Consider the following 26,360-nt stretch of genomic DNA (forward strand, 5'->3'; position numbering starts at 1 on the left):
CGGTGGTCAGGGGTCGGGGCCTCAGGCCTCGACGGTGATACCCATCGAGCGGGCGGTGCCCACGATGGTCTTGGCGGCGGAGTCGACGTCGTTGGCGTTGAGGTCGGCCATCTTCGTCTGGGCGATCTCCCTGACCTGGTCCATGGTCAGGGTCCCGACCTTGGCCGAGTGCGGCGTGGCCGAGCCCTTGGCGACGCCTGCGGCCTTCTTGATCATCTCGGCGGCCGGGGGGGTCTTGGTGACGAAGGTGAAGGAGCGGTCCTCGTAGACGGTGATCTCCACGGGGATGACGTTGCCGCGCTGCGACTCGGTCGCAGCGTTGTACGCCTTGCAGAACTCCATGATGTTGACGCCGTGCTGACCGAGCGCCGGGCCGATCGGCGGGGCGGGGTTGGCTGCGCCGGCCTGGATCTGGAGCTTGATCAGCCCGGCGACCTTCTTCTTGGGAGCCATGTGGATGGATCTCTTTCTTGTCCGGTAAGCGCCGCACGCCTGCCGTGCAGCGGGGTGTGCGCGGATCGAGCACACACGACCGCTCATCCTAGCCCGAGGCGCACCCGGTCGGGAGACGCGGTGCCAGGGATCACAGGCCTCACCCCTGTGAGACCGCACCCAGGCGGGGCGAGGGCGCACGGGCCCTCCTCAGTGCGCCCGCCGTGAGGACGACGTCGCCTTCGCGGTGGACTCCGCCGAGCTGTCGACGCAGGCCGACGTCCGACAGGGGCGCTCGGCGGCCCGCGGCGGGACGCGGGCTCTCAGCCACGGCAGCCGCACGACGATCCGAGAGCCCCGTCGCGCATGAGGTCGATCTCACGCACGACGGGGCTCGGGCACTGTCGGGACCCGCGTGGGACCCGGATCAGATCTTGGCGACCTGGCCGAAGGACAGCTCGGCGGGGGTGTCGCGGCCGAACAGCGAGATGAGCACCTGGAGCTTCTGGGTCTCGGGGTGGATCTCGGAGATGGTCGCGGGCAGGGACTCAAAGGGCCCCTCGGTGACGATGACCGACTCGCCGACGGTGAAGCTCACCTCGTAGACCTGGCCGCCGGCAACGACCTGGGTGCCCGAGCCCTCGGCCTCCGCGGCCCGCGCCGCGGCGGCCTGCTTGGCGGCGATCTCCTCGGCAGTGGGCCCGAGCTGGGCGACGGCCTCCTCGAAGGGCAGGGGCACCGGGTTGTAGCGGTCGCCGACGAAGCCGGTGACGGCGGGGGTGTCCTTGATCGTGCGCCACACCTGGTCGGTGGTCTCCGGGTCGTCGAGGTCCATGCGGACGAAGACGTAGCCGGGCAGGCGCACCCGGGAGACCTCCTTCTTCTTCGAGGCGTTCTTGATCTCGATGACCGTCTCCATGGGCACGACGGCGTCGAAGACGTAGCCCTCGAGCTCGAAGTTCTCGGCGCGGGCCATGATGTCGGCCGCCACGCGCCGCTCGTAGCCCGAGTAGGTGTGCAGGACGTACCACTGGCCCGGCAGCGCGGACATCTCGGCGCGGAACTCCTCAAGGGGGTCAACCGCCTCGAGCTCGTCAGCCTCCTCCTGGGCCTCCTGGGACTCGGTGGGGGGCTGGTCCTGGTCGAGGGCCTCGGTCTGGCCTGCGGCCTCGACGTCGTCGACGACGGGCGACAGCTCCTCAGGGACGGTCTCCTCGGACACGGTCTGCACCTGCTTTCCTGACACGCAGCGGCTGGTTGATGGGGAGTGGTGGGCGGCGGGGCCTGCCGGGACCGGTGGGAACCGGCTCAGGCGAAGACCCGCATGATGAGCCAGTCGAAGGCGGCGTCCAGCAGCCCCGTGAATGCCATGATCGCCAGGATGAAGACGACCACGACGACGAAGTAGGTCGACAGCTCCTTGCGGGTGGGCCACACGACCTTGCGCAGCTCCTCGACGACCTGCCGGAAGAACAGGAGGACACGGACAGGGAAGGCTCGCTTCCTGTCCTGCTTGTCGACGGCGCTTGCGCTCATGGTCTCGGGGTCCTCGGGATCGGTGGTTCGGTCGTGCCCAGCGGGCGAGAGGACGGAACCGACGGGATCTCCCGACAGATCCGCCGTTCTCAGCAGGGCAGGCGGGACTCGAACCCACAACCGCCGGTTTTGGAGACCGGTGCGCTACCAATTGCGCCACTGCCCTTCAGCGGTGCCCCATCCTGCCACACCGCCAGGAGCGCCGCGACCTCCGCCCCAGTGGGCTGCGACACGTCCGGAGGTCAGCCTGTCGGCGCCCCCACCCCCTCCCCGGAGGGCGCAGGCGACCCCGACCCACCCTCTGGCGCGGGACACCGCACCGCGATGAGGGCCGAGCCGCTCACGTCGCCCGGCCGGCCGCCTGAGCGGCCCGGATACGACTCCAGTACCGTGATCGTGCAGTCGGCGACCGTCTGCGACGAGCCCACCTCGACACTGACCTCGATCGCGCTCGCACCCTCCCGGACGAAGCTCACCCGGGCAGCCTCCGAGTCGACCTCAGTCAGCACCAGCGTCCACCCCTGCGCGTGGACCGGGCGCTGCAGCCCATAGGTGCCCGCCTCCTCCCGGAGGGCCTCCACCTCAGGGGACAGCTCGGGGGTTCCTGGGCTCGGCGGCCTCATGAAGAGGGCCCACACCCCGAACCCCAGCACGCAGGCCACCACGACGACGCACGCCGCAGCCACCAGCATTCTCCTCCTCATCAATACAGATCCCATGACCGCCAACCACCTCTCCACTCTCATTCGGCACGAATGACGGCAGCCTCATCGAAGTTCCCCTTGAAGTCCTCGAACGGCAGGGCGATCAGATCATACCCCACCCCCACGGATTGACAATCGTCACCATATCATCACTCGGGTCATTCGGGTCACCGAGGCCCACCGCCTGCACATAGTATGCGTGGTTGTAGCGCAACCGGTCGGGCAGCTTATTTCCCCGGCTTTCCGTTGCCCCAGGACCATACAACGGATCTGGATACTCCTCCCTCTAGGGGAGCCTAAGAGGCTTGTTCTTCGAACCCAGGACGACGGCGTGCCCCGTGCCCAGCTTCTCCTGCAGGTCCGCCGTAGTGGAGCCACGTCCCATTCCACTGGATTCGTTGCCGGTCAGAACGGACATCCCGTCCGCCGTCCAGCCCCCTTCGACCTGCTCATAACGACGATCACCCTCGCCATCGCGGTCGGAGGCGTCATCCTTGCCGACATCGTCACATGAGGGCTGAATTTCATCGGTGAAGCTCGCGACTCGACGCACGGTGCCAGGAGAGGCGTCCTTAAGTATCTGGGTCCACATCCCCTGTCGCTTGCCGTGGTCCCACCCTGAGGGCCTTCTTGATCGTCCGGAGCGACTCGTCGACCGTGCCCTGGTCGACCGGCGGCTTCTTGTCAGGCGCCGCGCCTCCGCCCTCGTGTGCCACCCCACCAGAGGAAGGGGACCCTGAGGCGGGCACGGCAGACGGCTGTCCGCCGCAGCCCGAGCCTCCTGGGAACAGGCTCTCCAGCGTGCAGATCACGTCGTAGCCGATTCGCCGGCCCAGAGGGCCGGCGGCGCCGATCAGGGCTGCGACGAGGAGCACAGAGGCGCCGATGACACCGGCGTACTCGGCGCTCCCGGCACCGGACTCGCTGCGCCAGAGTCGCAGGTGCCTCGACCGAGGCCTTCGAGAAACAGCCACGATGATGCTCATAGGATGAGCTTCACGCCCTGTGGCGCCCCTCCGGGTAAGGGCTGGCGCCCGGTCAACGCCCTGTGGCGCCAGGGACCGCACCTATGGGGCGCCGCATCTGTGGGACCATGGCCCCGTGAGCACTGCACCCCGGAGCCGAGTCTCCGCCCGTCTAGCCGCCATCGCCCCCTCCGCCACCCTCGCCGTCGACGCCAAGGCCAAGGCCCTCAAGGCCGCCGGACGCCCGGTCATCGGCTTCGGCGCCGGCGAGCCGGACTTCCCGACCCCGGACTACATCGTCCAGGCGGCGGTGTCCGCCGCCCAGGACCCCGCCAACCACAAGTACTCCCCGGCCAAGGGCCTGCCCGCCCTGCGCGAGGCCATCGCGGCTGCCACCCTGCGCGACTCCGGCCACGAGGTCTCCCCCGACGCGATCCTCGTGACCAACGGAGGCAAGCAGGCGGTCTTCCAGGCCTTCGCCGCCGTCGTCGACCCCGGCGACGAGGTGATCCTGCCCGCCCCGTACTGGACTACCTACCCGGAGGTCATCGCCCTTGCCGGCGGCACGCCCGTCGAGGTCTTCGCCGGCGCCGACCAGGAGTACAAGGTGACGGTCGACCAGCTCGAGGCGGCTCGCACCGACCGCACGAAGGCCGTTCTCGTGTGCTCCCCGTCCAACCCCACCGGCGCGGTGTACACCCCTGAGGAGCTCGGCGCGATCGGACGGTGGGCCCTTGAGCACGGCGTGTGGGTCATCACCGACGAGATCTACGAGCACCTGCTCTACGACGGCGCCGAGCCGGCCCACGTCCTCGGCCTCGTCCCCGAGCTGGCCGACCAGACCGTCGTCCTCAACGGCGTGGCCAAGACCTACGCGATGACCGGCTGGCGGGTGGGCTGGATGCTCGGCCCGGCCGACGTCATCGCGGCGGCCACGAACTTCCAGTCGCACCTGACCTCGAACGTCGCCAACGTCTCCCAGCACGCCGCGCTGGCGGCCGTGTCCGGCGACCTGTCGGCGGTGGCCGCGATGCGCGAGGCCTTCGACCGGCGTCGCCGTCTCATGGTCTCCCTCCTGTCGGACATCGAGGGCCTGGCCGTGCCGGTCCCCCGGGGCGCCTTCTACGCCTACCCGAGCGTCGAGGCCCTCATCGGCAGGAGCCTGCGGGGCACGGTCATCGACTCCTCAGCCACCCTGGCCGGGCTCGTGCTCGAGCACGCCGAGGTCGCCGTCGTCCCCGGTGAGGCCTTCGGGCCCTCGGGCTTCCTGCGCCTGTCCTACGCCACCGGCGACGAGGCGATCACCGAGGGCGTGGGACGCCTGGGCGAGCTGCTCTCCGAGGTCAAGTGAGGTCGAGCGGGGTCGAGGAGGACGGTCGTGCCCCACGCGCGACCCGGACGGCCTCGCCTCCTGAGCGCTGACCCGCCCTGTGAGCGACGACGGCGGAGCCGGTCGCCCCGTGAGGGGTGACCGGCTCCGCCGTCGTGAGCGGGCCCGCGCCGGGACAGGCGGGGACGGTGGCGCACCCACGGCGCCGTCCCCTGCTGCGCGCCGCGCTCAGCGGGCCGCCGGAGCGGCGTCGACGGCGGCCTGCCCGGGCACGGAGGAGAACTCGTCCCCGCGTCGGCGCAGGTAGGGGTCCTGCTCGAGGTAGGCCTTGGTCTCCCGGGCGATGAGCCCCGACAGAATGAGCAGGCCCAGGAGGTTGGGGATGATCATGAGGCCGTTGGCGATGTCCGAGAAGGTCCACACGTCGGTCAGCTCGGTGACCGTGCCCACGAAGACGACGGCGGTGAAGACGACCCGGTAGGCCATGATCCCCCGCACTCCCACGAGCCTGACGACGCAGCGCTCCCCGTAGTAGGCCCAGCCCAGGATCGTCGAGGAGGCGAGGAACACGATGGCGATGGACACGATGTAGTGGCCCCAGCTGCCGGGAAGCCCGTGGCTGAAGGCGTCGCCGGTCATCGTGCCGGGGTCGCTCGAGGTCTTCCACGTGCCGGTGGACAGGATGACCAGGCCGGTGCAGGACACGACGATGATCGTGTCGATGAAGGTCTGGGTCATCGAGACCAGTCCCTGGCGGGCGGGGTGGTGCGTCTTGGCGGCCGCGGCGGCGATAGCCGCCGAGCCCATGCCCGACTCGTTGGAGAACAGGCCGCGGGCGGCGCCGTACTGGAGGGCCATGACGAAGGTCGAGCCGACGAAGCCGCCGACGGCTCCCGAGCCGGTGAAGGCCCCGGTGAAGACCTCACCGAGGGCGGGCAGGACCCCCGAGGCGTTGGCGAGCAGGATGTAGAGGCAGCCGGTGACGTAGAAGACGATCATCATCGGCACGAAGCCCGCCGTCACCTTGCCGATGGCCTTGATGCCGCCCAGGAGCACGGCACCCACGGTCAGCGCCAGGACGAGGCCCACGACCCAGGGGTCGAGTCCGAAGGAGCGCTGGAGCTGGGCGGCCACGGCGTTGGACTGGGTCATGCAGCCGATGCCGAAGGAGGCCAGCACCGCGGCGCAGGCGAAGAAGATCGACAGGAACCTGCCCGGCCAGCCGGGGATCGCGTGCCGCAGGTAGTACTGCGGTCCGCCGGACTGCTGTCCACGGGCGTCGGTGGTGCGGAAGCGCACCGCCAGGAAGGACTCTGAGTACTTCGCGGCCATCCCGAACAACGCCGAGACCCACATCCAGAACAGCGCCCCCGGACCGCCCAGGTGGATGGCCGTGGCCACGCCCACGATGTTGCCGACCCCGACGGTGGCGGCCAGCGCCGTCGTCAGGGCCTGGTAGTGGGAGATGTCCCCGGCGGCCGAGTCGGCCTCACCGCCCCCGTCACGCTGGAACAGCGCGAAGCGCAGGGCGGGGCCGAGCTTGCGCAGCTGGAGGCCGCGCAGCCTGACGGTCAGGACGATGCCGGTGCCCAGCAGGAGCACGATGAGGAGCCAGCGTCCCCACAGGAAGTCGTTGATCGAGGACAGCACCTCGCTCAGGCCGGTGGGTGGGGCGGAGACGGCGAGCAGGTGCGTCGGGAGAGGGGTCATGGCCGTCCTTTCGGTCCGCAGGGAATACGATGCTGGCGAACACTACAGAGCGTCGTGTGTCACGCTCATGTCGGGCACGTCACAGACGCTCGCAGGGCCGCGCGGGGCTGCACGGGGACGTACTGACTGTACTGCGCCTAGTGCGCGCCCCTGCGGGCCTGGATCTCGCGCGCCTGGGCGAGCCAGGTCTCGGCGCGCGCCAGGCGCCCCTCGGCGTCGGGGCGCCAGGGCCCCCCGTCCTCGCGGCGCGCTCCTGCGACGAGGGACAGGACGACGCCGGCGCAGCGGGCCCGCAGCGCCACGGGGTCGACCTGGCGGGAGGCCAGGCGCGTCCACGTCTCCAGGGTCGGGCGCAGGTGGGGGTAGGAGGCCGGGGCGAGGTGGTCCAGGACGCTCACGTGTCCCAGGAGACAGGCCAGGTCGTCGACCCTGTGCCCGGGACCGAGGGAGTCGACGTCGAGCAGGCTAGCCACCCCCTCGCCCTCCATGAGGACGTTGGCCTCGTAGAAGTCTCCGTGGACGGGGACGATCGGGCCGGGGTCGGTCGCGGCCATGAGCTGCTCGACGCCCTCGGACACGGCGCGGGCTCGGGCGGCGTGCTCGGGCAGGACGGTCGAGGCCGCGTGGGCGTAGTGCCGCGAGCGCTCGGACCAGGCGGGGTGGGCGGACAGCTGGAGGGCCGAGGCGGGCAGCGAGTCGAGCAGGCCGGTCAGTGAGTGGAAGACTCGGGCCGCCTGGGCCTCGTCCATGCCGTGGGACAGCAGGGAGGACAGGGCCACCCCGTGCCCGGTCGACAGCAGGACGAGACCGTCGGGGTCGTCGCGCAGCACCTCGGGGGCCGGGACGCCGGCGGCACGCAGCATGCGGTGGCGCTCGGCGAAGGCGGCGTACTGGCTGGGTCGCAGGACCTTGGCGTAGGAGGTCGAGGAGTCGGGGTAGGTGACGCGCACGACCGCGCGGCGTGTGGGCCGGTAGGCGACCATCGTCGCCTTGACCGCCACCCCGAGGCGCCGGGAGAGCAGCGAGGGCGTGCAGGCCACCGCCAGGGCCGGGAGCTCGGGGTCGGCCGGGTGGCGCCAGACGTGGACGGCGGGGCCTACGCCCCCCGTCGGGGCGACCCGGGTCAGCCCGGCGGCCTGCGGGTTGGACAGGCGTGCCGTCGTCGCGCACAGGTACTCGGTCGTGCGCCGTCCTCCGGCGGAGGCCACGACCGCGGTGTAGCCCACCGAGACCCCGGCCCCGGGGCGGTGGTGGACCGAGTGCACCTCCCAGCTCATGAGCTGCTGGCCCGCAGGCGCGAGGGCGGCGGCCAGCACGGAGGCAGCGCGCGGGCCGGTCAGGAGCGAGACCTCCTCGGACTCGTGTCCGGCCATCGGGTTGCTCATAGGGACCAGTGTGCCCTACTGCGAGCCCCTCGAGCACCAGGCTCGGCGACGGCCCTACCGGGCGGTGACGTGACAGAATCCGGCCATGCGCGACCTGTCGACCCTTCCCAAGGCGCATCTGCACCTGCACTTCACGGGGTCGATGCGTCTGGACACGCTCGTGGACCTCGCCCAGTCCGAGCGCTCGCGCCTGCCCGCGTCCTTCATCGACGGCGATCCGCTGCACGTCCCGGCCGACCACCGGGGCTGGTTCCGCTTCCAGCGGGCCTACGACACCGCCCGTCACCTCGTGCGCGACGAGGAGACGATGCGCCGGATCGTCCTGGAGGCGGCTCTTGACGACGCCGCCGAGGGGTCCCGTCGTCTGGAGATCCAGGTGGACCCGACCTCCTACGCCCCCTTCGTCGGGGGCATCACCCCCGCCCTGGAGATCATTCTCGACGCCGCGGCGCAGGCCACGGTCCTGTCGGGCACGCAGGTGGCGGTCGTCGTCGCCGCCTCGCGGATACGCCACCCCCTCGAGGCCCGGACCCTGGCCCGGCTGGCGGCGCGCTACGCCGGCGACGGCCCCGGCACGGTCGTCGGCTTCGGGCTGAGCAACGACGAGAGGGCCGGGCAGACAGCGTCGTGGGGGCCGGCGTTCAGGATCGCCAGGCGGGCCGGGCTCGCCTCCCTGCCCCACGCCGGCGAGCTGCTCGGGCCCGGGCACGTGCGCGACGTCGTGGGCTCCCTGGGGCCGACCCGTCTGGGCCACGGGGTCCGGGTCAGTGAGGACCCGGCGCTGCTGGACGCGGTGGTCGCCGCGGGGATCAGCCTCGAGGTGTGCCCGGCGTCGAACGTGTGCCTGGGGGTCTACCGGGAGGCCGGTGACGTCCCGCTGCGCGCCCTGCTCGACCACGGTGCCCAGGTGGCGCTCGGGGCCGACGACCCGCTCCTGTTCCGCACCCGGCTCGTCGACCAGTACTCGATCGCCCGGTCCCTGGGCCTGGACGACGAGGCCCTGGCCGAGCTGGCGCGCGGCTCGATCCGGGCGTCGCTGGCCGATGAGGAGTCCAAGCGGGTCTGGCTGGCGGAGGTCGACGCCTGGCTGGCCGCCCCCGAGGCGTGAGGCCGGGGGCTGCTCAGCGCTGCGGACCCTCCAGGGCGAGGAGCTCGTCGGCGACGTCGGTGAACACCCCGGTGCAGCCCCACTCGAAGAGCTCGGCTGCGCGCTGGGCGGAGTTGACGGTCCACACGTTGACCCCGTAGCCGGCACCTCGGGCCAGCGCGACCATCTCCTCGCTCAGGCCCTCGTCCTGGGGGTGGATGCACGTGGCCCCGCACAGCTCGGCCACCGACAGCCAGTCGGGCCTGATGGTCCCCGCCTCGTAGAGCACGGCTGTGGCGTAGCGGGGGTGGCGCTCGTGGAAGGCCATGAGCAGGGGCTGGCTGAAGGAGGACACGAGGACCTGGCAGGCCGGGTCGAGGGCGTCGAGGGCCCGGGCGACGGTGTCGACGAGGAGGAGGCTGCGTGCGGCGCCCTGCTCGTTGGGCTTGAGCTCGATGTTGGCGTGCAGGCCGCGCTCGGACAGCAGGTCGATGAAGGTGTCGAGCAGGGGCAGCCGCTCGCCGGCGAAACGCGGGTCGAACCACGACCCGGCGTCGATGGTGGCCAGGTCGGCCGCCTCCAGGGCGTAGATCGAGCCCGAGCGGTCGGTCGTGCGGTCCAGTGCGGTGTCGTGGATGAGGACGGCGGTGCCGTCCCCGAGCAGGTCGACGTCGGTCTCGATCCAGGTGGCGCCCGCGTCGGCGGCGGCCAGGAAGGAGGCCATCGTGTTCTCCGGGGCGCGGGAGGGCAGCCCCCGGTGGGCCAGGACGGCGCGCTCCAGCCTCGGTCGGTGCACGAGGGGCTGCGCCCCGCCGGCCGCGGGCCCCTGAGCGTGCTCCGGGCCCTGGTCCCGGCTGTGCCCCGCTGCGGGGTGGTCGTACCTCATCGGCGGTCCTCCTCGGGTCCTGCGCCCAGTGAGCGCAGGATACGGCCTCGGGCCACGAGCGGGGCGAGCTCGGCCAGGAGGGTGGCGACCAGGATGAGGGAGCCGCCCACCCCCAGCCTCCACGTGAGGTGCTCCCCGCCGAGGGCCACGGCGAAGGAGGCCGAGAAGACCGGCTCCATGGCCATGATGACCGCCGCCCGCGCGGCGTCCATCCGCGCCTGCGCCCAGGACTGGACGACGAGGGCCCCCAGTCCGGCGGCCACGGCGAGGTAGAGCATGACGGCCCAGTCCCGCCCCTGAGGGGCGACGATCCCGTCGGGGAGGGCCACGAGCGTGTGGACAGCGCCCAGGGAGATCATCTGGATGGCCCCCAGGGCCAGGGCGTCGCGGCCGACCGACCACCGGCTGAGCAGCGCGACGTGGACGGAGTAGACGGTGGCGCACCCGAGCAGGGCGAGCTCGCCGGTGCCCACGTGCAAGCCGCTCAGGCCGAGAACCGCCGCACCTGCCAGGGCCAGGGCGACGGCCAGGACCGTGGCCCTGCCCACGCGCACCCTCCACAGGAGCCAGGCGACCAGCGGGGTGCCCACGACATAGAGGGCGGTGAGGAATCCCGAGACCGAGGCCGAGGCGATCGACAGCCCGTAGGTCTGGGCGAGCTGGGCCACGGCGTAGACGGCCCCGAGCACGAGGCCGGCGCGCCACGTCGCTGCGTCGGCCCGCGCCAGGCGCCGTGCGAAGACGAGGGCGCCGACGACCCCGGCGACGACGAAGCGCACGGCGAGGTAGTCGAGCGGGGGGACCCTGGTGATGAGGTCCTTGGTCATGAAGAAGGTCGATCCCCACACGAGGGCGACCGCGAGGAGGGCCAGGCCGGGCAGCAGCTCACGCCATGCGGCCGGGGCGGGGCGGCGCTGCGGCGGGCGCGCACCGGACGAGGGGCAGGACGGTGGGCTGGTCATGGGCGGCTGAAGACGGTCGGGGCGGTCGGGACGCGGTCAGGGGGCGCAGGGCGGATGTGCGGGACCGGAGGGGCGGCGGTCCCGGGCCGCTGTCCGGGGCGGCGGTGCGGGGCGGGTGGATGAGGGGGCGTGGCTCACCAGCCGACGTGAACGGGCTCAGGCACGAGGGCGATGCCGAAGCGGTCTCGCACCCCGGCCACGACGGCGTCACGCAGGGCAGCGACCTCCTGGGCCCGGGCCCCGCCGCGGTTGGTCAGGGCCAGGACGTGCTTGGTCGACAGGCTCACCCGGGACGTCGCGGACAGGGTGAAGCCCTTGGGGAAGCCGGCGTGGTCGATGAGCCAGGCGGCGGAGGTCTTGACCGGCGCGTCCTGCTCGCGCTCGGGGCGCACGGCGCCCGCGGGCCGGTTCGCCCCGGCGCGGGCGGCCACGGGGTAACGGGGGGCGTCGGCGGGAAGGGCGGCGGCCAGGGAGGCGGGCAGGACGGGGTTGGTGAAGAAGGAGCCGGCCGACCACGTGTCGTGGTCGGTGGTGTCCAGGACCATGCCCTTGGAGCGGCGAAGGTCGAGGACCGCCTCGCGCACGGCACGGGCGTCGACCCGCGTGCCGAGCTCGACGTCGAGCTCCCGGGCGAGCTGGCTGTAGGCGATCGGTGCGGACAAGGAGGCGGGTCGCACGAGGAAGGTGACCGAGAGCACGACCCACCTGCCGGTCGGGCCCCAGGTCCGACCGGCGCCGATCTCGGCGTCGCTCAGTGACCTCTTGAGGTCGGAGTCCCGGTAGCCCAGGCCCAGCTCGGACAGCGCCAGGTGGACGGTGCGGCCGGCGGCGCGGTCCCAGGCTCGCACGGAGGCCAGGAGCTGGCAGACCTCGGCGCCGTAGGCACCGATGTTCTGCACCGGAGCCGCCCCGACCGTCCCGGGGATACCGGACAGCGGGGCGAATCCCCCCCAGTGGGAGGCCACGGCCTCGCGGACGAGGTCGTCCCAGGTCGTGCCCGCGGTTGCGGTGAACTCGACGCCCCCGCAGCTGTTGTCGGCCACGAGGAGGACCTCCTGGCGGGCGTCGCGCAGGACCCGTCCGGGAAAGCCCGTGTCACTGGCCACGATGTTGGAGCCTCCGCCCACGACGAGCAGGGGCGTGCCCGAGTCGTCGGCCTGGCGGACCGCGTCGATGAGCTCGGCCTCGGTCCTGGCCTCGACGTACTCGCCCACGGGGCCGCCGACCCGCAGGGTCGTCAGCTCGGCCAGGGTCGTGGGCGCCTCCTGCGTCCCGGGCCGGTGGGCCAGCGCCTCGACCGGCGCGGGCCACGGGTCAGCTGACCGGGGCGCGGCTGAGCAGGAGGGGGGCTCGGCGCGCTCGGAGGGGCCGGAAGTGTCGGTCATGACGGGGTCTCCTGGGTCGGGGCCGCTGGCGTCCTCGGGCTGGACCGGGTCGGCCTGTGCCGGTATGTTCCGGCCCAGACTGGCCTGGCCCGGGCGGGACCGGGCGAGAAGAGGACCCCGCACGCCGGGTGCGGGGTCGGGTGATCACGCCGGGGCGATCCTCACTTCTTGTTGCGCCGCTGGTGGCGGGTCTTGCGCAGCAGCTTGCGGTGCTTCTTCTTGGCCATGCGCTTGCGGCGCTTCTTGATGACAGATCCCATCGGGGCTCCTCAGTGGTCGTGCGTGCCGGGTGCTCGTTGGCGCCACCGGTCCGACCGGCGGCCCCGGCACACGGCCGGACGAGCGTGGTGGTCGGGTTGAGGCTCCTCACGCCGACCACACAGGTGACCGGGTGATTGTAGCCGCCCTCAGGAGCCAGTCGACTCCGAGGACTCGTGGCCCCAGTCACCCAGGCCTGCGGCGAGGTACTGCTCGACGGCGCGCTCGGGGACCCGGAAGGATCGGCCCACCTGCATCGCGGGCAGGTCGCCGGAGTGGACCATGCGGTAGACGGTCATCTTCGAGACGCGCAGCATGGCGGCCACCTCGGCGACCGTGAGGAAGGACGGTGCGCCGGAGGCGCCTGAGGAAGTGGGGCCCGATGCCATGGGTGCTGAGGTCCTGTCGTCAGGGTTGAGGCGGATAGGTCAGGTCGACCCTGAGGTCGGCCCGGGGTCGGCGTAGCGGCGGCGCACGCGGCCCCGCACGAGCTCCCGCGACGTGCGGGCGAGGCCAATATAACCCTCGTCCCAGCAGGCGCACAGGTTTTTCCACCCTCTCCCGTCACACGCGTCGCATGTCACATGCGAGGGAGGGGCGGTACGGGCCTCGGCGCGCCCCGCCCACGGGGGGAGCACAATGGCGGCGTGCCCATGAACCGACCGTCCCCACCGGCCCGTCCCGTCGCGCGCCCGGCCGATCCCGGCGCCGCGCGATGGCGCGAGACCCTGGCCGGCTGGGCGGTGGCCTACCGTCTCAAGCGAGCGGCGAGGTTCACCCCGGCGCGGCTGGCGGTCGTCGTCTTCGCGGGCATCATCGTCGTGGTCTCGGTGCTGCTCGCGCTGCCGGTGTCAACCGCCCACGGTCGGGGACCGGCGGTCGTCGACGCGGTCTTCACCGCCACCTCGGCGGTGTGCGTGACCGGGCTGACCACGGTCGACACCGCCACCTACTGGTCCCCCTTCGGTCAGCTCGTCATCATCCTGGGCGCAGCCGTCGGGGGCCTGGGCATCATGACCCTGGCCTCGCTGCTGTCCTTCGCGGTCTCCCGGCACGTGGGCCTGACCCAGCGGATGCTGGCCGCCACGGAGAACCAGTCGCGCCTGGGCGACGTCGTCTCTTTGCTCCGTGCGGTCATCATCACCGCGGTGGGGGCCGAGGCGATCCTCATGGCGGCGCTCCTGCCCCGCTTCCTCGCCCTGGGGCTGGAGCCGGGCGAGGCGAGCTGGTACGCCTTCTTCATGGCGCTGTCGATCTTCAACAACGCCGGCTTCGTCATCATGCCCGAGGGACTGGCGCCCTACGCCTCGGACTGGTGGATCGGGTTGCCCATCGTCCTGGGCACCTTCGTCGGCGCGGTCGGGTTCCCGGTCATCCACGACGTCATGCGCCACGGACGCAGGGCGCGCCTGTGGACGCTGCACACCAAGCTGACGCTGACGACCTACGGGGTGATGACCGTCGTGTCGTCCCTGACGATCGCCGCCTTCGAGTGGACCAACCCGAGCACCTACGGCCCGCTGCCCCTGGGGGGCAAGCTGCTCACCGCCCTCATCAACGGGGTCAACGCCCGTTCCTCGGGCCTGTCGACGATCACCCCGGAGCACATGCACGAGGCCACCTGGTTCCTCCAGGACGCCCTCATGTTCATCGGCGGGGGCTCGGCCTCGACGGCGGGAGGAATCAAGGTGAGCACCTTCGCCGTCCTCGTCCTGGCGATCGCGGCCGAGGCCAGGGGCGACCAGGACATCGAGGCCTTCGGACGCCGCATCACCCTGTCGACGGTGCGCCTGAGCGTGGCGGTCGCGTTCATCGGCGCCACCGTCGTCGGGGTCTCGACGCTCCTGCTGCTCCAGATCACCCACCTGAGCCTGGACCGGGTCCTGTTCGAGGTCGTCAGCGCCTTCGCCACCGTCGGCCTGTCGACCGGCATCACCCCCCTGCTGCCGGTCAGCGCCAAGTACGTCATCGTCGTCCTCATGTTCGTCGGGCGCGTGGGCACGATGACCGCGGCCACGGCCCTGGCGCTGCGCGAGCGGCGCCGCGTCATCCGCATGCCTGCCGAGCGCCCGCTCATCGGCTGAGCGGGGTGCGGCCGGTGCGGGCAGGAGGCGGACCCGGCTACGCTCGTGCCGAGGCAGTCGACCGGCGCGACCAGCCCCATGAGCGCCCAGGAGAAGCCAGACAAGCCCAGGAGAGCACATGCCATCGCCCGCAGACCGCACCGACTCGACGCTCGTCATCGGGCTGGGCCGCTTCGGCTCGGCCGTGGCCGCCACCCTGGACCGCCTGGGCCGGGAGGTCCTGGCCGTGGAGTCCAACCCCTCGCTCGTGCGCCAGTGGACCGGGCGCATCCCCCTGGTCGAGGCCGACGCCACCGACCCCGAGGCCCTCGAGCAGCTCGGGGCCACCGAGTTCGGCACCGCCGTCGTGGGGGTGGCGACCTCCCTGGAGGCCAGCGTGCTCATCACCGGCAACCTCGTCGACCTCGAGACCCCGCAGATCTGGGCCAAGGCCGTCTCCCGCGCCCACGGCCGGATCCTCCAGCGCATCGGCGCCCACCACGTCGTCTACCCCGAGTTCGACGCCGGCCAGCGGGCCGCCCACCTCGTGTCGGGGCGGATGCTCGACTACATCGAGATGGAGAAGGGCGGCTTCACCATCGTCAAGATGCGCTCCCCGGCCGAGCTGCACGGGTTCACGATCGGGGAGTCGAAGGTCCGCTCACGCTACGGGGTCACCATCTTCGGGCTCATGAGCCCCGGCGAGCCCTTCGAGTACGCCACCTCCGAGACCCTAGTGTCCGCCAGCGACGTGCTCGTCGTCGGCGGGGACGCGAGCCTGCTCGAGCGCTTCGCCCTGCGCTCCTGAGGCCGGGCGGGCGCCGACGACGCCGAGGACCCATCGGGTCGTGCGACGGCCCACGGGGTCGCACCGGAGCCCGTGAGGTCGCACGTCCGGCATGCGACCTCACGGACGGGGACGCGACCTCACGGGTCGCACCGGGCCGGGTGAGGCCCGGTGCGGCCCGTGGGACCCGGAGGGCCTCAGAGCACGCCACGCACGGAGTAGCGGAACTCCAGCCTCCCGGCGGGCAGGCAGTACTCGGGGTGGGTGCGCGCACCCCAGGACTGGTCCCCGCCCACTCCCCTGCGCATGAGGGCGGGCCGCAGCACGGTGCGCACCGGGGAGGGCAGCTCGAAGGCGTGCCGGGCCTCCTCGACCTCGAAGGGCGTCCAGGGCAGGACCGACAGCTCCATGGGCCTGCCCGGGTCGCACTCCAGGCGCAGGCCCCGGCCGCGGACGTCGGTGACCTCGGCCCAGCGCACCCCCGTGCGCGACCCCGACTCCTGGGGGGTGAGGTAGCCCGGGAGCTGGTCGGCCACCCGTGCGCGGTAGACGTCGAGGCGAGCCCCGCCACGCCGGTCGACGTAGCACTCCTCAGGGCCCTCCCCGTACCAGGTGAGCCGGTCGAGCTCGACGGGTACCTCGAGGATCGAGCCGAACTCGGGCAGGTCGGGGGCGTCCTCGGGTCGGTCGAGGACCTGGGTGACCTCGATGGTCCCCTCGCCCGTCACCCGGTAGGACATCGACGCCCGCGCCCCGGGCAGGCCGGCCAGCTCGTAGTCGAAGGTCACCGTGACCGACTCCTCGTCCTGGCGCACCTGCGGGTACTCCGGTCCCATGACGACCCTCGGGTAGCGGGTGGCCAGCGACCAGGCGCCCTCCTCGAAGGGGCTGCCGTAGCCGCGCTCGTTGGCGGTCGGCGCGTGCCAGAAGCAGGGCCTGACCGGGGCGCAGAGCAGCTCGCCCCCGCCCTCGGACGTGCGGCCGAAACGGTAGGACACCAGCGCGCCGGTCACACGGGAGAAGAGCACCTCGAAGCGCTGGCCGCGCACCCCGACGTTGTGCAGCCCCTCGACGAGCTCGGGCCGCGGCTCGGGGGCCGGGGCCGCGAAGGCGGCCGGCGCGCTGCGCGGCGCCTCGACGAGGACGACTCCCTGGTCCCCGGCGACCTCGTGCCCGGCCGGGGCCCAGGCCTCGTCGTGGCGCAGGCGGAAGGACACGGTCAGGGTGTACTCCCCCGGGGTCGCCGGCACCGTCAGCGGCACGGGGTAGGTCGCGCTCGTCCCGGGGGCGACGTCGGTGTCGAGGCGGGCCGAGGCCAGCTCCCGGCCCTCCCGGGCCAGGGTGACGATGCAGTCGAGCTCGGCCGACGAGGTGAACAGGAAGCGGTTGGTCACCTCCAGCTCCTGGGCGCCCACCCGGGTGGCCAGGGGACGGAAGAGGTGACGGACCTCCTGGATCTTGGGCGAGGGTGTGTGGTCGGCGTAGAAGATGCCGTTGCCGCAGAAGTCCCCGTCGTGGGGGGCCTCCCCGCAGTCGCCGCCGTATCCCCAGTAGGGGGTCCCGTCGGGGGCCCTCAGGGCGATCGCCTGGTCGGCGAAGTCCCAGATGAAGCCGCCCTGGAACAGCGGGTCGCGCTCGGCCAGGTCCATGTAGCGGTCGACCGCCCCGAAGGAGTTGCCCATCGCGTGGGCGAACTCGCACAGGATGAAGGGCTTGTCCCGCTCGGTGCGCAGCATCTGCTCGACCGTGGCGGCCGGGGTGTACATGCGGCTGACCACGTCCGAGCTCTCCGGGTGGCGGGGGTCCTCGACGATCCCCTCGTAGTGGACCGGACGGGAGTCCAGGGAGCGGAAGAGCTCGGCCATCGCCGCGATGGTCGAGCCCCCGAAGGACTCGTTGCCGCAGGACCACATGACGACGCAGGGGTGGTTCTTGTCCCGCTCGTACATCGAGCGGGCCCTGTCGAGCACGGCCTCACGCCACTGGGGCCTGTCCCCCGGCAGCGCCCGGGACACGTCGTGGTCGGTGCGCACGATGTGGTCCCACACCCCGTGGGTCTCCAGGTTCGTCTCGTCGATGACGTAGAGGCCGTAGGCGTCGCACAGCTCGTAGAAGAAGGAGTTGTTCGGGTAGTGGCTCGTGCGCACGGCGTTGATGTTGGCGCGCTTGAGTGCCACGAGGTCGGCCTCGGTGCGCTCACGAGTCATCACCCGGCCGTCGAGCCCGAACTCGTGGCGGTTGACGCCCCGGAACACGATCCTCTCGCCGTTGACGCGCAGCACGCCGTCCTCGATGCCGAAGCGGCGCAGGCCCACCTTCTGGGGCACGAGCTCCGTGCGCCGACCGCTGGCGTCGAGGACCTCGAGGCTGAGGTCGTAGAGGTAAGGGTCCTCGGCGCTCCACAGGCGGGGGCCCGCCACCGTGACGCCCAGCTCCCCGTCCCCGATCGGCTCGAGCTCCCCGACGCCCTCGAGACGGGCCCGCACGCTGCCCTCGCCCGACAGGCGGGGGCGGACCCGCACCGTGGCGCTGGTCAGGTCGGGGGCCACCTCGACGCCCACGCGCAGGTCCTCGAGGTGGGTGGCAGGCAGCCTGCGCAGGTAGACCGAGCGGAACAGGCCGGAGAAGCGGTAGAAGTCCTGGTCCTCCAGCCACGAGCCCGAGGACCACTTGTAGACCTGGAGGGCCAGGCGGTTGGACCCGGGGCGCAGGTGGGCGGTGAGGTCGAACTCGCTGGGTGTGAAGGAGTCGAGGGAGTAGCCCACGTAGGCGCCGTTGACCCACACGACGACGGCGGACTCGGCGCCCTCGAGCCTGAGCACGAGGCGCTCGCCGTCGGCGGGGGCCTGGTCGAGGTCGATGTCGCGCACGTAGGAGGCCACCGGGTTGTAGGCGGTGGGCACCTGGCCGGGCTCGACCTGCTCCCGGCCGTCCCAGGGGTACTGGACGTTGGCGTACTGGGGAAGGTCGTAGCCCTGGAGCTGGATGTGGGCCGGCACGCGGATGTCGTCCCAGTCGGCGACGTCGTGCTCGGGATCCCAGAAGCCCTGGGGGGCCTGGGAGGGGTTCTTGGCGTAGAAGAACTTCCACACCCCGTCCAGGCACACCTGGAAGGAGGACTCCCCCGCCTCGACCTCCGCGGCGTCGGCGTACCACAGGTGGTCGGAGTGGGCGGGAAGGCGGTTGTCGGCGAAGAAGGTCGGGTCCGCGATCCGCGAGATGTCGATCGTCACTTGATCGCCCCCATGATTCCGTTGGCGAAGGAGCGCTGGAGCGCGAGGAAGACCACCATGGCCGGCAGTGAGGCCAGGAGAACCGCCAGCATGAGGACGCCGTAGTTCGTCACGTAGCCCCCGGCCAGGTTGGAGATGAGCATCGGCATCGTCTGGAACTTGAGGTCGACCAGGACGATCTTGGGCCACATGAAGTTGTTCCAGGCGGCCATGAAGGTGACGACGGCGGCCGCCGAGTAGGTCGACTTCATCGTCGGCATGTAGATGCGCAGGAAGATGGACAGCTCGCTCAGCCCGTCGAGGCGCGCGGCCTCGAGGATCTCGTGCGGGAAGGAGCGCGAGGCCTGACGGAACAGCAGGATGAGGAAGGGCGTGGAGACCGTGGGGAGGATGACCGCCCAGATCGAGTTGACCAGGCCCACCTGCCCGAACATGCGGAACAGCGGGATCATCGTGGCCGCGAAGGGGATCATCATGGCCAGCAGGAGGACCGCCATGACCAGGTCCTTGCCCTTGGAGTGGTAGATCTCGAAGCCGTATCCGGCGATGGAGCACACGAGCAGGGCCAGGGCGGTGGTGAGCAGGGCGATCGCCGCTGAGTAGCCCATGGCGGGTACGACGTCGGAGACCGCCTCGAGGTCGCGCAGGTTCTGCAGGAGGTTTCCTCCCGGGATGAGGCGGGAGGCCAGGACGTCCTTGGAGGTGTTCGTCGCCGAGACCACCATGAAGTACAGGGGGAAGAGCGACAGGGCGGAGGAGACCGCCAGGAAGAGGTAGCCGGGCAGCCGGCGCAGGGAACGCTTACGCATCGCGCTTGTCACCAACCTTCATCTGAATGAGCGCCAGGACCGCGACGAGCATGAGGATCACGTAGGAGATGGCCGAGGCGTAGCCGAAGTTCGGGCTCTTGAGGAAGGAGAGCTCGTAGAGGTAGTGGGACATGGTCATCGAGGTGTAGGACGGTCCTCCCCGCGTGAGGTTCCAGGACTCGTCGAAGAGCTGGAGCGTCCCGTTGGTCGACATGATCGCCGTGAGCAGGATCATCGGCTTGAGCTGGGGGACGATGACGTACCAGAAGGTCTGCCAGGAGCTGGCACCGTCGATCCGTGCCGCCTCGATGGTCGCGTGGTCGAGGTTCTGCAGACCGGCCAGGTAGAAGACCATGTTGTAGCCGGTCCAGCGCCACAGGAGGCCCAGGATGATGACGAAGCGAGCGGTCCCGGTCTCGCTCAGCCAGTGGACCGGGGCGTCGATGAGGTTGAGCCACATGAGCGCGTCGTTGACGAAGCCGTCGTTGGCGAACAGCGTGCGGAAGACCAGGGAGTAGGACACGAGGGACACGGCGCAGGGCAGGAAGATCGAGGTGCGCCAGAACCCCTTGAACCGCAGCCTGGGGTCGTTGAGGAGGACCGACAGGATGAGCGCCAGGACGAGCATGATCGGAACCTGGACGATGAGGTAGATGAAGGTGTTCTTCATGGTGAGCATGAAGATCTCGTCGTCGACGAGGCGCTGGTAGTTCATCCACAGCGGGTCGGCGAGCCTCAGCCGTGTCCCCCGTCCGGTCTTGAGGGACAGGAGGAAGGCCTGGAACATCGGCACGAAGCTCATGAGGAGGATGAGCCCCGCGGCGGGCAGGAGGAAGGCCCAGCCAGTCAGGTTGCGCCTCCGCTCCGAGGGGGTCATCGACTGCGTGGGGCGCTTGCCGGCCTTGGCCGTCCGCCCCGTCCCCGCAGTCAGGCTGGCAGTCGTCATGGACGTGTCGCTTTCTGTCGTCAGGTCGTGCACCGCGCCCCGGAGGTCGTCCTGGACGGACCGGGCACGGGGCCCCGGCGCGGCAGCTCGCCCGCACCGGGACCCCGTGGTCGTGTCAGGGGCCGGACACTCCAGGCTCAGCTGGCGGCGAACTCGGTGGTCTTCTGGGCGTCGGCGAAGGCGGAGGCCGGGTCGGCGCCGTCGACGATCTGGGTGACCGCGGCGGCCACGGCGTCACGGCCCTCGTAGTAGTAGACACCGGTGTTGATCGAGGGCACCTTCTCGGAGTAGGCCACGACGTCGGCGTAGACGGCCTGGCCCCCGTAGAACTCCACCGGCTCCTGGTAGACCTCGGACTCACCGGCCGGGATCCAGTTGGCGATGGCCCCCGAGGAGGGCAGGATCGTGTCGTAGAACTCGGTGGAGCCCGCGTAGGTCGACTTGAGGAAGTCGGTCGCCAGGTCGAAGTTGGCCTCAGCGGTCACCACCCAGGACGAGCCTCCGTTGGCCGTGTAGTTCGTCGCCCCGTCGACGCCGTCGAGGGAGGGCACGTTCGTCATGGCCCACTTGCCCGACTGGTCCTCGGCGGTCTGGATCGACCCGGAGATCCAGATCCCGTTGATCGTGGCGTTGACCTGGTCGTTGACGAGGGTGCCGACGTACTCGTCCCAGGAGTTGACCTCGATGAGGATCTTGGAGTCGACGAGCTCCTTGTAGATCTCGGCGGCGCGGGTCAGGGCGGGGTTGTCAGTGATGGTCACCTTGCCGTCGGCGTCGAAGAGGCTGGCCCCCGCCGACTGGATCATCATCATGACCAGGTCGGAGGCACCCGTCTGGTTCGAGAGCATCGGGCGCCCGGTCTTGGCCAGGATGTCCTTGCCGAGCTCGATGAACCGCGTCCAGGTGATGTCGGTGAAGTCGGCGACCGTGTAGCCGGCCTGCTCGAGGATGTCGGTGCGCAGCGCCGTGACCGCGGTCCCCGAGTCGAAGGGAACGGCCCAGTTCGCCCCGTCGACCGTCGAGTACTCGACGACCGACTCGGGGAACTCGCTGAAGTCGATGCCCGAGTCGGTCAGGTCGGCGAAGACGTCGGGGTAGTTGATGATGTTCTTCTGGGCTGCCATGTTCTGGCACAGGAAGATGTCGGGCAGCTGGTCGAGGTCCCCCGACTGGGCCAGGGTGGTCACCTTCTGCTGGATGTCGTCCCAGACGACCTCGACGATGTCGAGCTTGAAGTCGGGGTGGTCCTTCTGGTAGATCTTCTCGGCCTCCTGCATCGCGTAGATGTTGAAGGCGGGGTCCCAGCACCACACCGTCAGGGTGTTGGAGTCCCCTGAGCCCGAGCCGGAGCCCGAGTCCGAGCCGCCGCACGCAGCCAGGGTGGCTGCGCCTGCCGCCACGAGGCTGCCGACGAGGACGGAACGACGGGTGAGAAGTCGCGACATGTGAATCTCCTCCTTGAGAAATCGCGTCAGCGTTGGGAAGCGGCCGTCGCGACGCTGCGGCGGCATGGGAACCGGGTGGGGCGCCCCGCGAGGCTCTCCTCCGATCGGACACGCAATCTACCACGAAAGCGCACTCCAGATGTGCGACTTTGATCGTTACAGGTAGGTTTCGCTCGCTTCCCCCCAGCCCAGCCCCCGCCCCGGAGCCCTACCCGCTAGCGGGTCGCTCGCGCCGGCTCGGCGCCACCGACCCCATATATGTCATGACAAATCGAGGGGGACATGGGCGGAGCCCGCAGCCGGCCCGCCCGGCCGGCCACCGTTTTCCGGCCCCCGCTCGGTGTCGGCCCCGTCACCGCCACGGGCGCCGTCGGCACGGCGCGCCGCACCCCGCGCGTCGATCGGGCGACCCTCCCGGAGCGACCGGGACGCGCCGATGAGATCTTCCCCACTCGCACGCCCCTTGCCAGGGACCCGCTCGGTACCGCGGCACCGGCCCCGCCGCGCCGTCACGGGGCGCTCGAGCCCCTCACACGCAGGGTCGGGGCGATGGAGTGGCAGGCTCCTGCCTCGCCGGCCAGGGCGCGCAGGAGCACGTCGAGGCACAGTGAGCCGAGCTCGTCGAAGGGCTGGCGCACGGTCGACAGGGACGGGGAGAAGTACTCCGCGCCGGCGATGTCGTCGTACCCGACGACGGCGACCTCCTCGGGCACCGCGACGCCCCGCTCGCGCAGGCCCGCCAGGGCCCCCAGGGCGATGAGGTCGTTGGCGCAGAAGAGGGCCTCGGGCAGCTCGCCGGCCAGGGCGGCCACCGACTCGTAGCCGTGCCGGGGGTCCCAGGGTCCCGCGAGGCAGGCGCCGGCCGTCGCTCCGGCGTCCTCGAGGGCACCGACCCATCCGGCCCTGCGGGCCCGGGCGTCGTACCAGTCGGCCGGCCCGGCCACGTGGGCGACGTCCCGGCGGCCGGTGGCCAGCAGGTGCCCCACAGCCATGCGGGCGCCGAGCTCCTGGTCGACCGAGACGACGTGGATCCGGGGCCCGGGGTCCAGGCCGTCGGCGACGACGACCATCGGCACCCGGCGGGCGGCGCGCTGGGCCGAGGTCGCGATCCAGGCCTGGGGGGCGACGGCGACGATGCCCTCCACGCCCCGATCGACGAGGAAGTCGAGAGCATCCTCGACCCCGCCGCGGTCGTGGGCGAGCACCGGGGTGACGAGGCTGGCGTAGCCCGCCGACCGGGCGGCGTCCTCGATGGCCGCGGTCGTCGAGGCCGGGCCGTGGAAGTGGGACCCGGTCGTGAGGACCCCGATCGTGCGGGTCGAGCTGGTGACCAGCGCCCGTGCGGCCATGTTGCGGCGGTAGCCCAGCTCCTCGATGGCCGAGCGCACGCGCTCCCTGGTCTCGGGGCGCACGGAGTCCGGGGCGTTGAGCACCCGGGAGACGGTCTGGTGGGACACCCCGGCCGCCCGGGCCACGTCGACCATGCCCGGTCGCCGCGCGGGCTCCCCCTGCCGGCTCGCCATCGCCCGCGCTCCCCCTCAGTCCTCCTCGCGCAGCGTGCAGGACAGCGTGTGGGACTCCCCCACCTCGAGCTCACGGAGGTCGACACCGGAGTTGAAGGCGTCGGGCGGGCAGGTCATGGGCTCGATCGCGACGCCGCGGCGACCCAGGTGCTCCCCGCTGTAGGCCTGGACCCAGGGGGCGGAGGAGGCCATGACGACGCTCCTGCCCTCGGGACCGGTCAGCCGTGCCTCCCAGGGGCCGGCGGGCAGGCCGGTGTAGGCGTTGTCGGTGCTCGTGGCCCCCACGAGCCGCCCGGCGCGCCAGTCCCACTCGGTGCCCTCGACCGGGCGCAGGCCCGCGGGGGCCATCGTCGCGTCGGTGTCGAGCACACGGGAGGCGGGCAGCTCCAGGACGCACTCGTCCAGGGGGACCGACCTCGTCAGGTAGGGGTGGATCGAGGCGCCGTAGGGCGCAGGGGCGTCGGCCCCCTCGACCTGCGCGGCGCCGACGGCGCCCGGCCGGTGCGCCCGGGCCGCCCCCAGGTTGGTCGAGGTGACCTCGAGGGTCAGGCCGTCCTCGGCCTCGAGGCTGAGGCGGACCCGCACCTCGAGGCTCCACGGGTAGGCGTAGGAGGCGGGCAGGACGAGACCCAGGACGAGCTCGTCGATCTCGTCCCGCCCGCCGGTCGCGCCGCCCCGCCCGGTCGAGGAGACCCGGAAGTCGGCCCATCCCACGAGGCCGTGGAGCGCCGAGCCGGTCTCCGGCTCGTTGCAGGGCACGAGGTACTCGACCCCCCGGTGGGTGTAGCGCGCCCCGGCGATGCGGTTGGGCCAGGGCACGAGGGTCTTGCCCTGCCAGCCCAAGGGCAGCTCACGGGCGGCGTCGAAGGGGACGACGAGGTCCCGCCCCTGGCGGCGCAGGTGGACCAGGGTGGCCCCCGAGGTCGCCACGCGTGCCTCGTAGTCACCGGCCCGCAGGTCGATGAGCTCTCCGTTGATCATCAGCTCGGTCCTCCGTGCGATCCACGTTCGTGCGGGCTGAGCGCCCGTTCCTCCGGCCTCACCGTACGGCACGACGCCGTCGGGCGCCTCCTACTGCCCTCCCAGCCCGGTGGTGGCCACCGCCTTGATGATCTGGCGCTGGAAGACCATGAACAGCAGCGTCAGCGGCAGGGCGGCGATCATCGCCGAGGCCATCGTCTGGGCGTAGATGATCCCGTAGGCGTTCTTGACGGTCGACAGACCGACCGGCAGCGTCATGAGGTCGGGGTTGTTCGTGATGATGAAGGGCCACATGAAGTTGTTCCACGCCCCGATGAACACGAAGATCGCCACCGCCGTGACGATGGGACGGGACACCGGCAGGACGACGTTCCACAGCAGCCTCCAGTTTCCCGCGCCGTCGACCCTGGCGGCGTCCTCGAGCTCCTGGGGGATCTGGTCGAAGTACTGCTTGAAGATGTAGACCATCATCGGCGCCACCGTCTGGGGCAGGATGACGCCCGCGAAGGTGTCGACGGCGTTGAGCGCCACCATCTCCTTGAACAGGGGGACGATGAGGATCTGGCCCGGGACCATGATGAGGCCCAGCGTGACGAGGAACAGGACCCGCCGCCCGGCGAAGACCGTCCGGGAGAAGGCGTATCCCGCCATCGCGCAGATGACCACCGTGAGGACCGTGACGGCCGTGGCCACGAGCAGGGTGTTCCACATCCAGGTGAAGACCTCTCCCCGGGCGAAGACCGTGCGGTAGTTCTCCAGGGTGAAGCCTCCTTCGGGGAACCAGCGCAGGGGCAGGGACTGGGCCTGGACCTCGGTCTTCAAGGAGGTGTCGACCGCCCAGGCCAGGGGCAGCAGCCAGGACAGGGCGAGCAGCCCCAGGATCGCGAAGGCGAGGACCCGAGCCGTCATGCTCCTTCCCAGCAGGAGGCCGCGGGTGCGGCGCGTCTCGGCGGCGCGCTCGGAGCGCCAGGGCCAGGGCGTGCGGGCGGCGGGGGTCTCAGCGCTCATGGGTGGAGTCCTTCCTCGAGCGGGTCAGCAGCTGGAAGGCGACGGTGATGAGGACGATGACGGCGAAGAAGATGTACGACATCGCCGAGGCGTAGCCCATCCGGTAGTTGGTGAAGCCCGTGTCGTAGATGTACTGGAGAATGGGGCGGGTCGAGCCCTCGGGTCCCGAGCCGCCGTTGAACGCGATGAACATCTGGTCGAAGACCTTGAGCGAGGCGATGACCTGGAGCGTGGCCACGAGCACGGTCGTGCCTCGCAGCTGGGGCAGCGTGACGGAGAACAGCTTGCGCCAGAACCCCGCGCCGTCGACCTCGGCGGCCTCGTAGAGCAGGTCGGGGATCGCCTGAAGGCTGGCAAGGTAGAGCAGGAAGTTGAAGCCGATCGTCCACCACACGGTGAGGATGACGATCGACCACATGGCCACCTCGGTGTCGGTGAGCCAGCCGACCTCGCCCAGCCCGAGCTCGCCGAGCCAGTAGTTGACGAAGCCGACGTCGGAGTTGAACAGCCAGGTCCACACCTGGACGACGACCGCCACCGGCAGGAGGTAGGGGGCGAAGAAGGCCAGGCGCCACAGCCACTGGCCCGGCAGGCCCATGTGGACGAGCAGCGCCATGACCAGGGAGAGGAGCACGAGCGGCACCGTCGACATGACGGTGAACAGGATCGTGTGCCACAAGGTGGTCCACATCGTGTCGTCCCCGAGGGCCTCGGCGTAGTTACCCAGTCCGACCCAGCCGCCGTTGCCCATGAGGGACTGCTCGGTCAGGGACAGCCACAGGCCGTAGACGACGGGGGCGATGAGGAACAGGACGGTGACGACGATGAAGGGGATGAGGAAGGGCAGCCCGGATCCCTGACGGCGCGCGGGGCGCCGGGTCGAGCCGTGCCTCTGAGCAGTGCGTGGGTGTGCCATGGTGGTTGT

Annotated in this window: 24 protein-coding genes and 1 tRNA gene; 4 read left to right on the top strand and 21 right to left on the bottom strand. The window is 71.1% G+C overall.

The window, feature by feature from the left end; genetic code table 11:
- Positions 1–21: 21 nt before the first annotated feature.
- The 6 genes from rplK to EL245_RS05710 form a co-directional block, all read right to left on the bottom strand.
- Entirely contained in the window at positions 22–453 is a 432-nt protein-coding gene (gene rplK, locus EL245_RS05685) for a 50S ribosomal protein L11 (RefSeq protein ID WP_126382284.1), read from the bottom strand.
- A 406-nt stretch (positions 454–859) separates the two neighbouring features.
- On the bottom strand, positions 860–1,654 hold the full coding sequence (gene nusG, locus EL245_RS05690; protein WP_126382285.1) for a transcription termination/antitermination protein NusG: 795 nt from the start codon (positions 1,652–1,654) through the stop codon (positions 860–862).
- 86 nt (positions 1,655–1,740) lie between these two features.
- Positions 1,741–1,968 carry a preprotein translocase subunit SecE gene (secE, locus tag EL245_RS05695; protein ID WP_126382286.1) on the bottom strand — a complete coding sequence of 76 codons (228 nt, stop codon included), beginning with the start codon at positions 1,966–1,968 and terminating at the stop codon, positions 1,741–1,743.
- Between the two features lie 93 nt (positions 1,969–2,061).
- Positions 2,062–2,134 (bottom strand) — tRNA-Trp (locus EL245_RS05700).
- A 76-nt stretch (positions 2,135–2,210) separates the two neighbouring features.
- On the bottom strand, positions 2,211–2,714 hold the full coding sequence (locus tag EL245_RS05705) for a hypothetical protein (protein ID WP_126382287.1): 504 nt from the start codon (positions 2,712–2,714) through the stop codon (positions 2,211–2,213).
- Between the two features lie 244 nt (positions 2,715–2,958).
- On the bottom strand, positions 2,959–3,225 hold the full coding sequence (locus EL245_RS05710; RefSeq protein WP_126382288.1) for a hypothetical protein: 267 nt from the start codon (positions 3,223–3,225) through the stop codon (positions 2,959–2,961).
- 548 nt (positions 3,226–3,773) lie between these two features.
- On the opposite strand from EL245_RS05710, the gene EL245_RS05715 reads away from it, so the two are divergent.
- The gene (locus EL245_RS05715; protein ID WP_126382289.1) at positions 3,774–4,988 is read left to right on the top strand and encodes a pyridoxal phosphate-dependent aminotransferase; all 1,215 of its coding nucleotides are present in this window, start codon (positions 3,774–3,776) and stop codon (positions 4,986–4,988) included.
- A gap of 207 nt (positions 4,989–5,195) precedes the next feature.
- On the opposite strand, the gene EL245_RS05720 is transcribed toward EL245_RS05715, so the two are convergent.
- Complete coding sequence (locus EL245_RS05720) at positions 5,196–6,677, bottom strand: alanine/glycine:cation symporter family protein (RefSeq protein ID WP_197719455.1); 1,482 nt, start codon at positions 6,675–6,677, stop codon at positions 5,196–5,198.
- A gap of 137 nt (positions 6,678–6,814) precedes the next feature.
- The gene (locus EL245_RS05725; RefSeq protein ID WP_126382290.1) at positions 6,815–8,062 is read right to left on the bottom strand and encodes a phosphotransferase; all 1,248 of its coding nucleotides are present in this window, start codon (positions 8,060–8,062) and stop codon (positions 6,815–6,817) included.
- Positions 8,063–8,147: 85 nt separating this feature from the next.
- On the opposite strand from EL245_RS05725, the gene EL245_RS05730 reads away from it, so the two are divergent.
- Positions 8,148–9,170, top strand: coding sequence for an adenosine deaminase (locus EL245_RS05730; RefSeq protein WP_126382291.1), 1,023 nt, complete (start codon positions 8,148–8,150; stop codon positions 9,168–9,170).
- Positions 9,171–9,183: 13 nt separating this feature from the next.
- Here the strand turns inward: EL245_RS05730 and EL245_RS05735 are convergent, their stop codons facing one another.
- The 5 genes from EL245_RS05735 to EL245_RS05755 form a co-directional block, all read right to left on the bottom strand.
- Positions 9,184–10,035, bottom strand: a complete 852-nt coding sequence (locus EL245_RS05735) for a glycerophosphodiester phosphodiesterase family protein (protein WP_197719456.1) — start codon at positions 10,033–10,035, stop codon at positions 9,184–9,186.
- Positions 10,032–10,997 carry a DMT family transporter gene (locus tag EL245_RS05740; protein ID WP_126382292.1) on the bottom strand — a complete coding sequence of 322 codons (966 nt, stop codon included), beginning with the start codon at positions 10,995–10,997 and terminating at the stop codon, positions 10,032–10,034. The genes EL245_RS05735 and EL245_RS05740 overlap by 4 nt, the downstream gene beginning before the upstream one ends.
- Before the next feature lie 134 nt (positions 10,998–11,131).
- Positions 11,132–12,382: a UDP-N-acetylmuramate dehydrogenase gene (locus tag EL245_RS05745; RefSeq protein ID WP_126382293.1), complete on the bottom strand. Its 1,251-nt coding sequence runs from the start codon at positions 12,380–12,382 to the stop codon at positions 11,132–11,134.
- Positions 12,383–12,543: 161 nt separating this feature from the next.
- On the bottom strand, positions 12,544–12,642 hold the full coding sequence (locus tag EL245_RS05750) for a 30S ribosomal protein bS22 (RefSeq protein WP_003792170.1): 99 nt from the start codon (positions 12,640–12,642) through the stop codon (positions 12,544–12,546).
- Between the two features lie 147 nt (positions 12,643–12,789).
- Positions 12,790–13,029, bottom strand: coding sequence for a helix-turn-helix domain-containing protein (locus EL245_RS05755; RefSeq protein WP_126382294.1), 240 nt, complete (start codon positions 13,027–13,029; stop codon positions 12,790–12,792).
- Positions 13,030–13,293: 264 nt separating this feature from the next.
- Between EL245_RS05755 and EL245_RS05760 the strand changes: the two genes are divergently transcribed.
- Positions 13,294–14,724 (top strand): TrkH family potassium uptake protein, encoded by a 1,431-nt coding sequence (locus EL245_RS05760; protein ID WP_126382295.1) that lies wholly within the window; start codon positions 13,294–13,296, stop codon positions 14,722–14,724.
- A gap of 118 nt (positions 14,725–14,842) precedes the next feature.
- The gene (locus EL245_RS05765) at positions 14,843–15,511 is read left to right on the top strand and encodes a potassium channel family protein (RefSeq protein WP_126382296.1); all 669 of its coding nucleotides are present in this window, start codon (positions 14,843–14,845) and stop codon (positions 15,509–15,511) included.
- Positions 15,512–15,687: 176 nt separating this feature from the next.
- On the opposite strand, the gene EL245_RS05770 is transcribed toward EL245_RS05765, so the two are convergent.
- The 8 genes from EL245_RS05770 to EL245_RS05805 all read right to left on the bottom strand — a co-directional run bounded on the left by EL245_RS05770 (position 15,688) and on the right by EL245_RS05805 (position 26,351).
- A complete protein-coding gene (locus EL245_RS05770) occupies positions 15,688–18,723 on the bottom strand; it encodes a glycoside hydrolase family 2 TIM barrel-domain containing protein (RefSeq protein ID WP_126382297.1) in 3,036 nt (1,011 codons plus the stop codon).
- Positions 18,720–19,532 carry a carbohydrate ABC transporter permease gene (locus EL245_RS05775; RefSeq protein WP_126382298.1) on the bottom strand — a complete coding sequence of 271 codons (813 nt, stop codon included), beginning with the start codon at positions 19,530–19,532 and terminating at the stop codon, positions 18,720–18,722. The genes EL245_RS05770 and EL245_RS05775 overlap by 4 nt, the downstream gene beginning before the upstream one ends.
- Complete coding sequence (locus tag EL245_RS05780; RefSeq protein WP_126382299.1) at positions 19,525–20,478, bottom strand: carbohydrate ABC transporter permease; 954 nt, start codon at positions 20,476–20,478, stop codon at positions 19,525–19,527. Before EL245_RS05780 ends, EL245_RS05775 begins: the two co-directional genes overlap by 8 nt.
- A gap of 137 nt (positions 20,479–20,615) precedes the next feature.
- Positions 20,616–21,923 (bottom strand): ABC transporter substrate-binding protein, encoded by a 1,308-nt coding sequence (locus EL245_RS05785; protein WP_126382300.1) that lies wholly within the window; start codon positions 21,921–21,923, stop codon positions 20,616–20,618.
- Positions 21,924–22,432: 509 nt separating this feature from the next.
- Positions 22,433–23,446 carry a LacI family DNA-binding transcriptional regulator gene (locus EL245_RS05790; protein ID WP_232009888.1) on the bottom strand — a complete coding sequence of 338 codons (1,014 nt, stop codon included), beginning with the start codon at positions 23,444–23,446 and terminating at the stop codon, positions 22,433–22,435.
- Positions 23,447–23,461: 15 nt separating this feature from the next.
- Positions 23,462–24,427 (bottom strand): aldose-1-epimerase, encoded by a 966-nt coding sequence (locus tag EL245_RS05795; protein ID WP_126382301.1) that lies wholly within the window; start codon positions 24,425–24,427, stop codon positions 23,462–23,464.
- 90 nt (positions 24,428–24,517) lie between these two features.
- Positions 24,518–25,435 carry a carbohydrate ABC transporter permease gene (locus EL245_RS05800; RefSeq protein WP_126382302.1) on the bottom strand — a complete coding sequence of 306 codons (918 nt, stop codon included), beginning with the start codon at positions 25,433–25,435 and terminating at the stop codon, positions 24,518–24,520.
- The gene (locus EL245_RS05805; RefSeq protein WP_126382303.1) at positions 25,425–26,351 is read right to left on the bottom strand and encodes a carbohydrate ABC transporter permease; all 927 of its coding nucleotides are present in this window, start codon (positions 26,349–26,351) and stop codon (positions 25,425–25,427) included. The genes EL245_RS05800 and EL245_RS05805 overlap by 11 nt, the downstream gene beginning before the upstream one ends.
- Between the last annotated feature and the right edge of the window lie 9 nt (positions 26,352–26,360).

Origin of the sequence: Actinomyces howellii, assembly GCF_900637165.1 — a bacterium.
GTDB lineage: Bacteria > Actinomycetota > Actinomycetes > Actinomycetales > Actinomycetaceae > Actinomyces > Actinomyces howellii.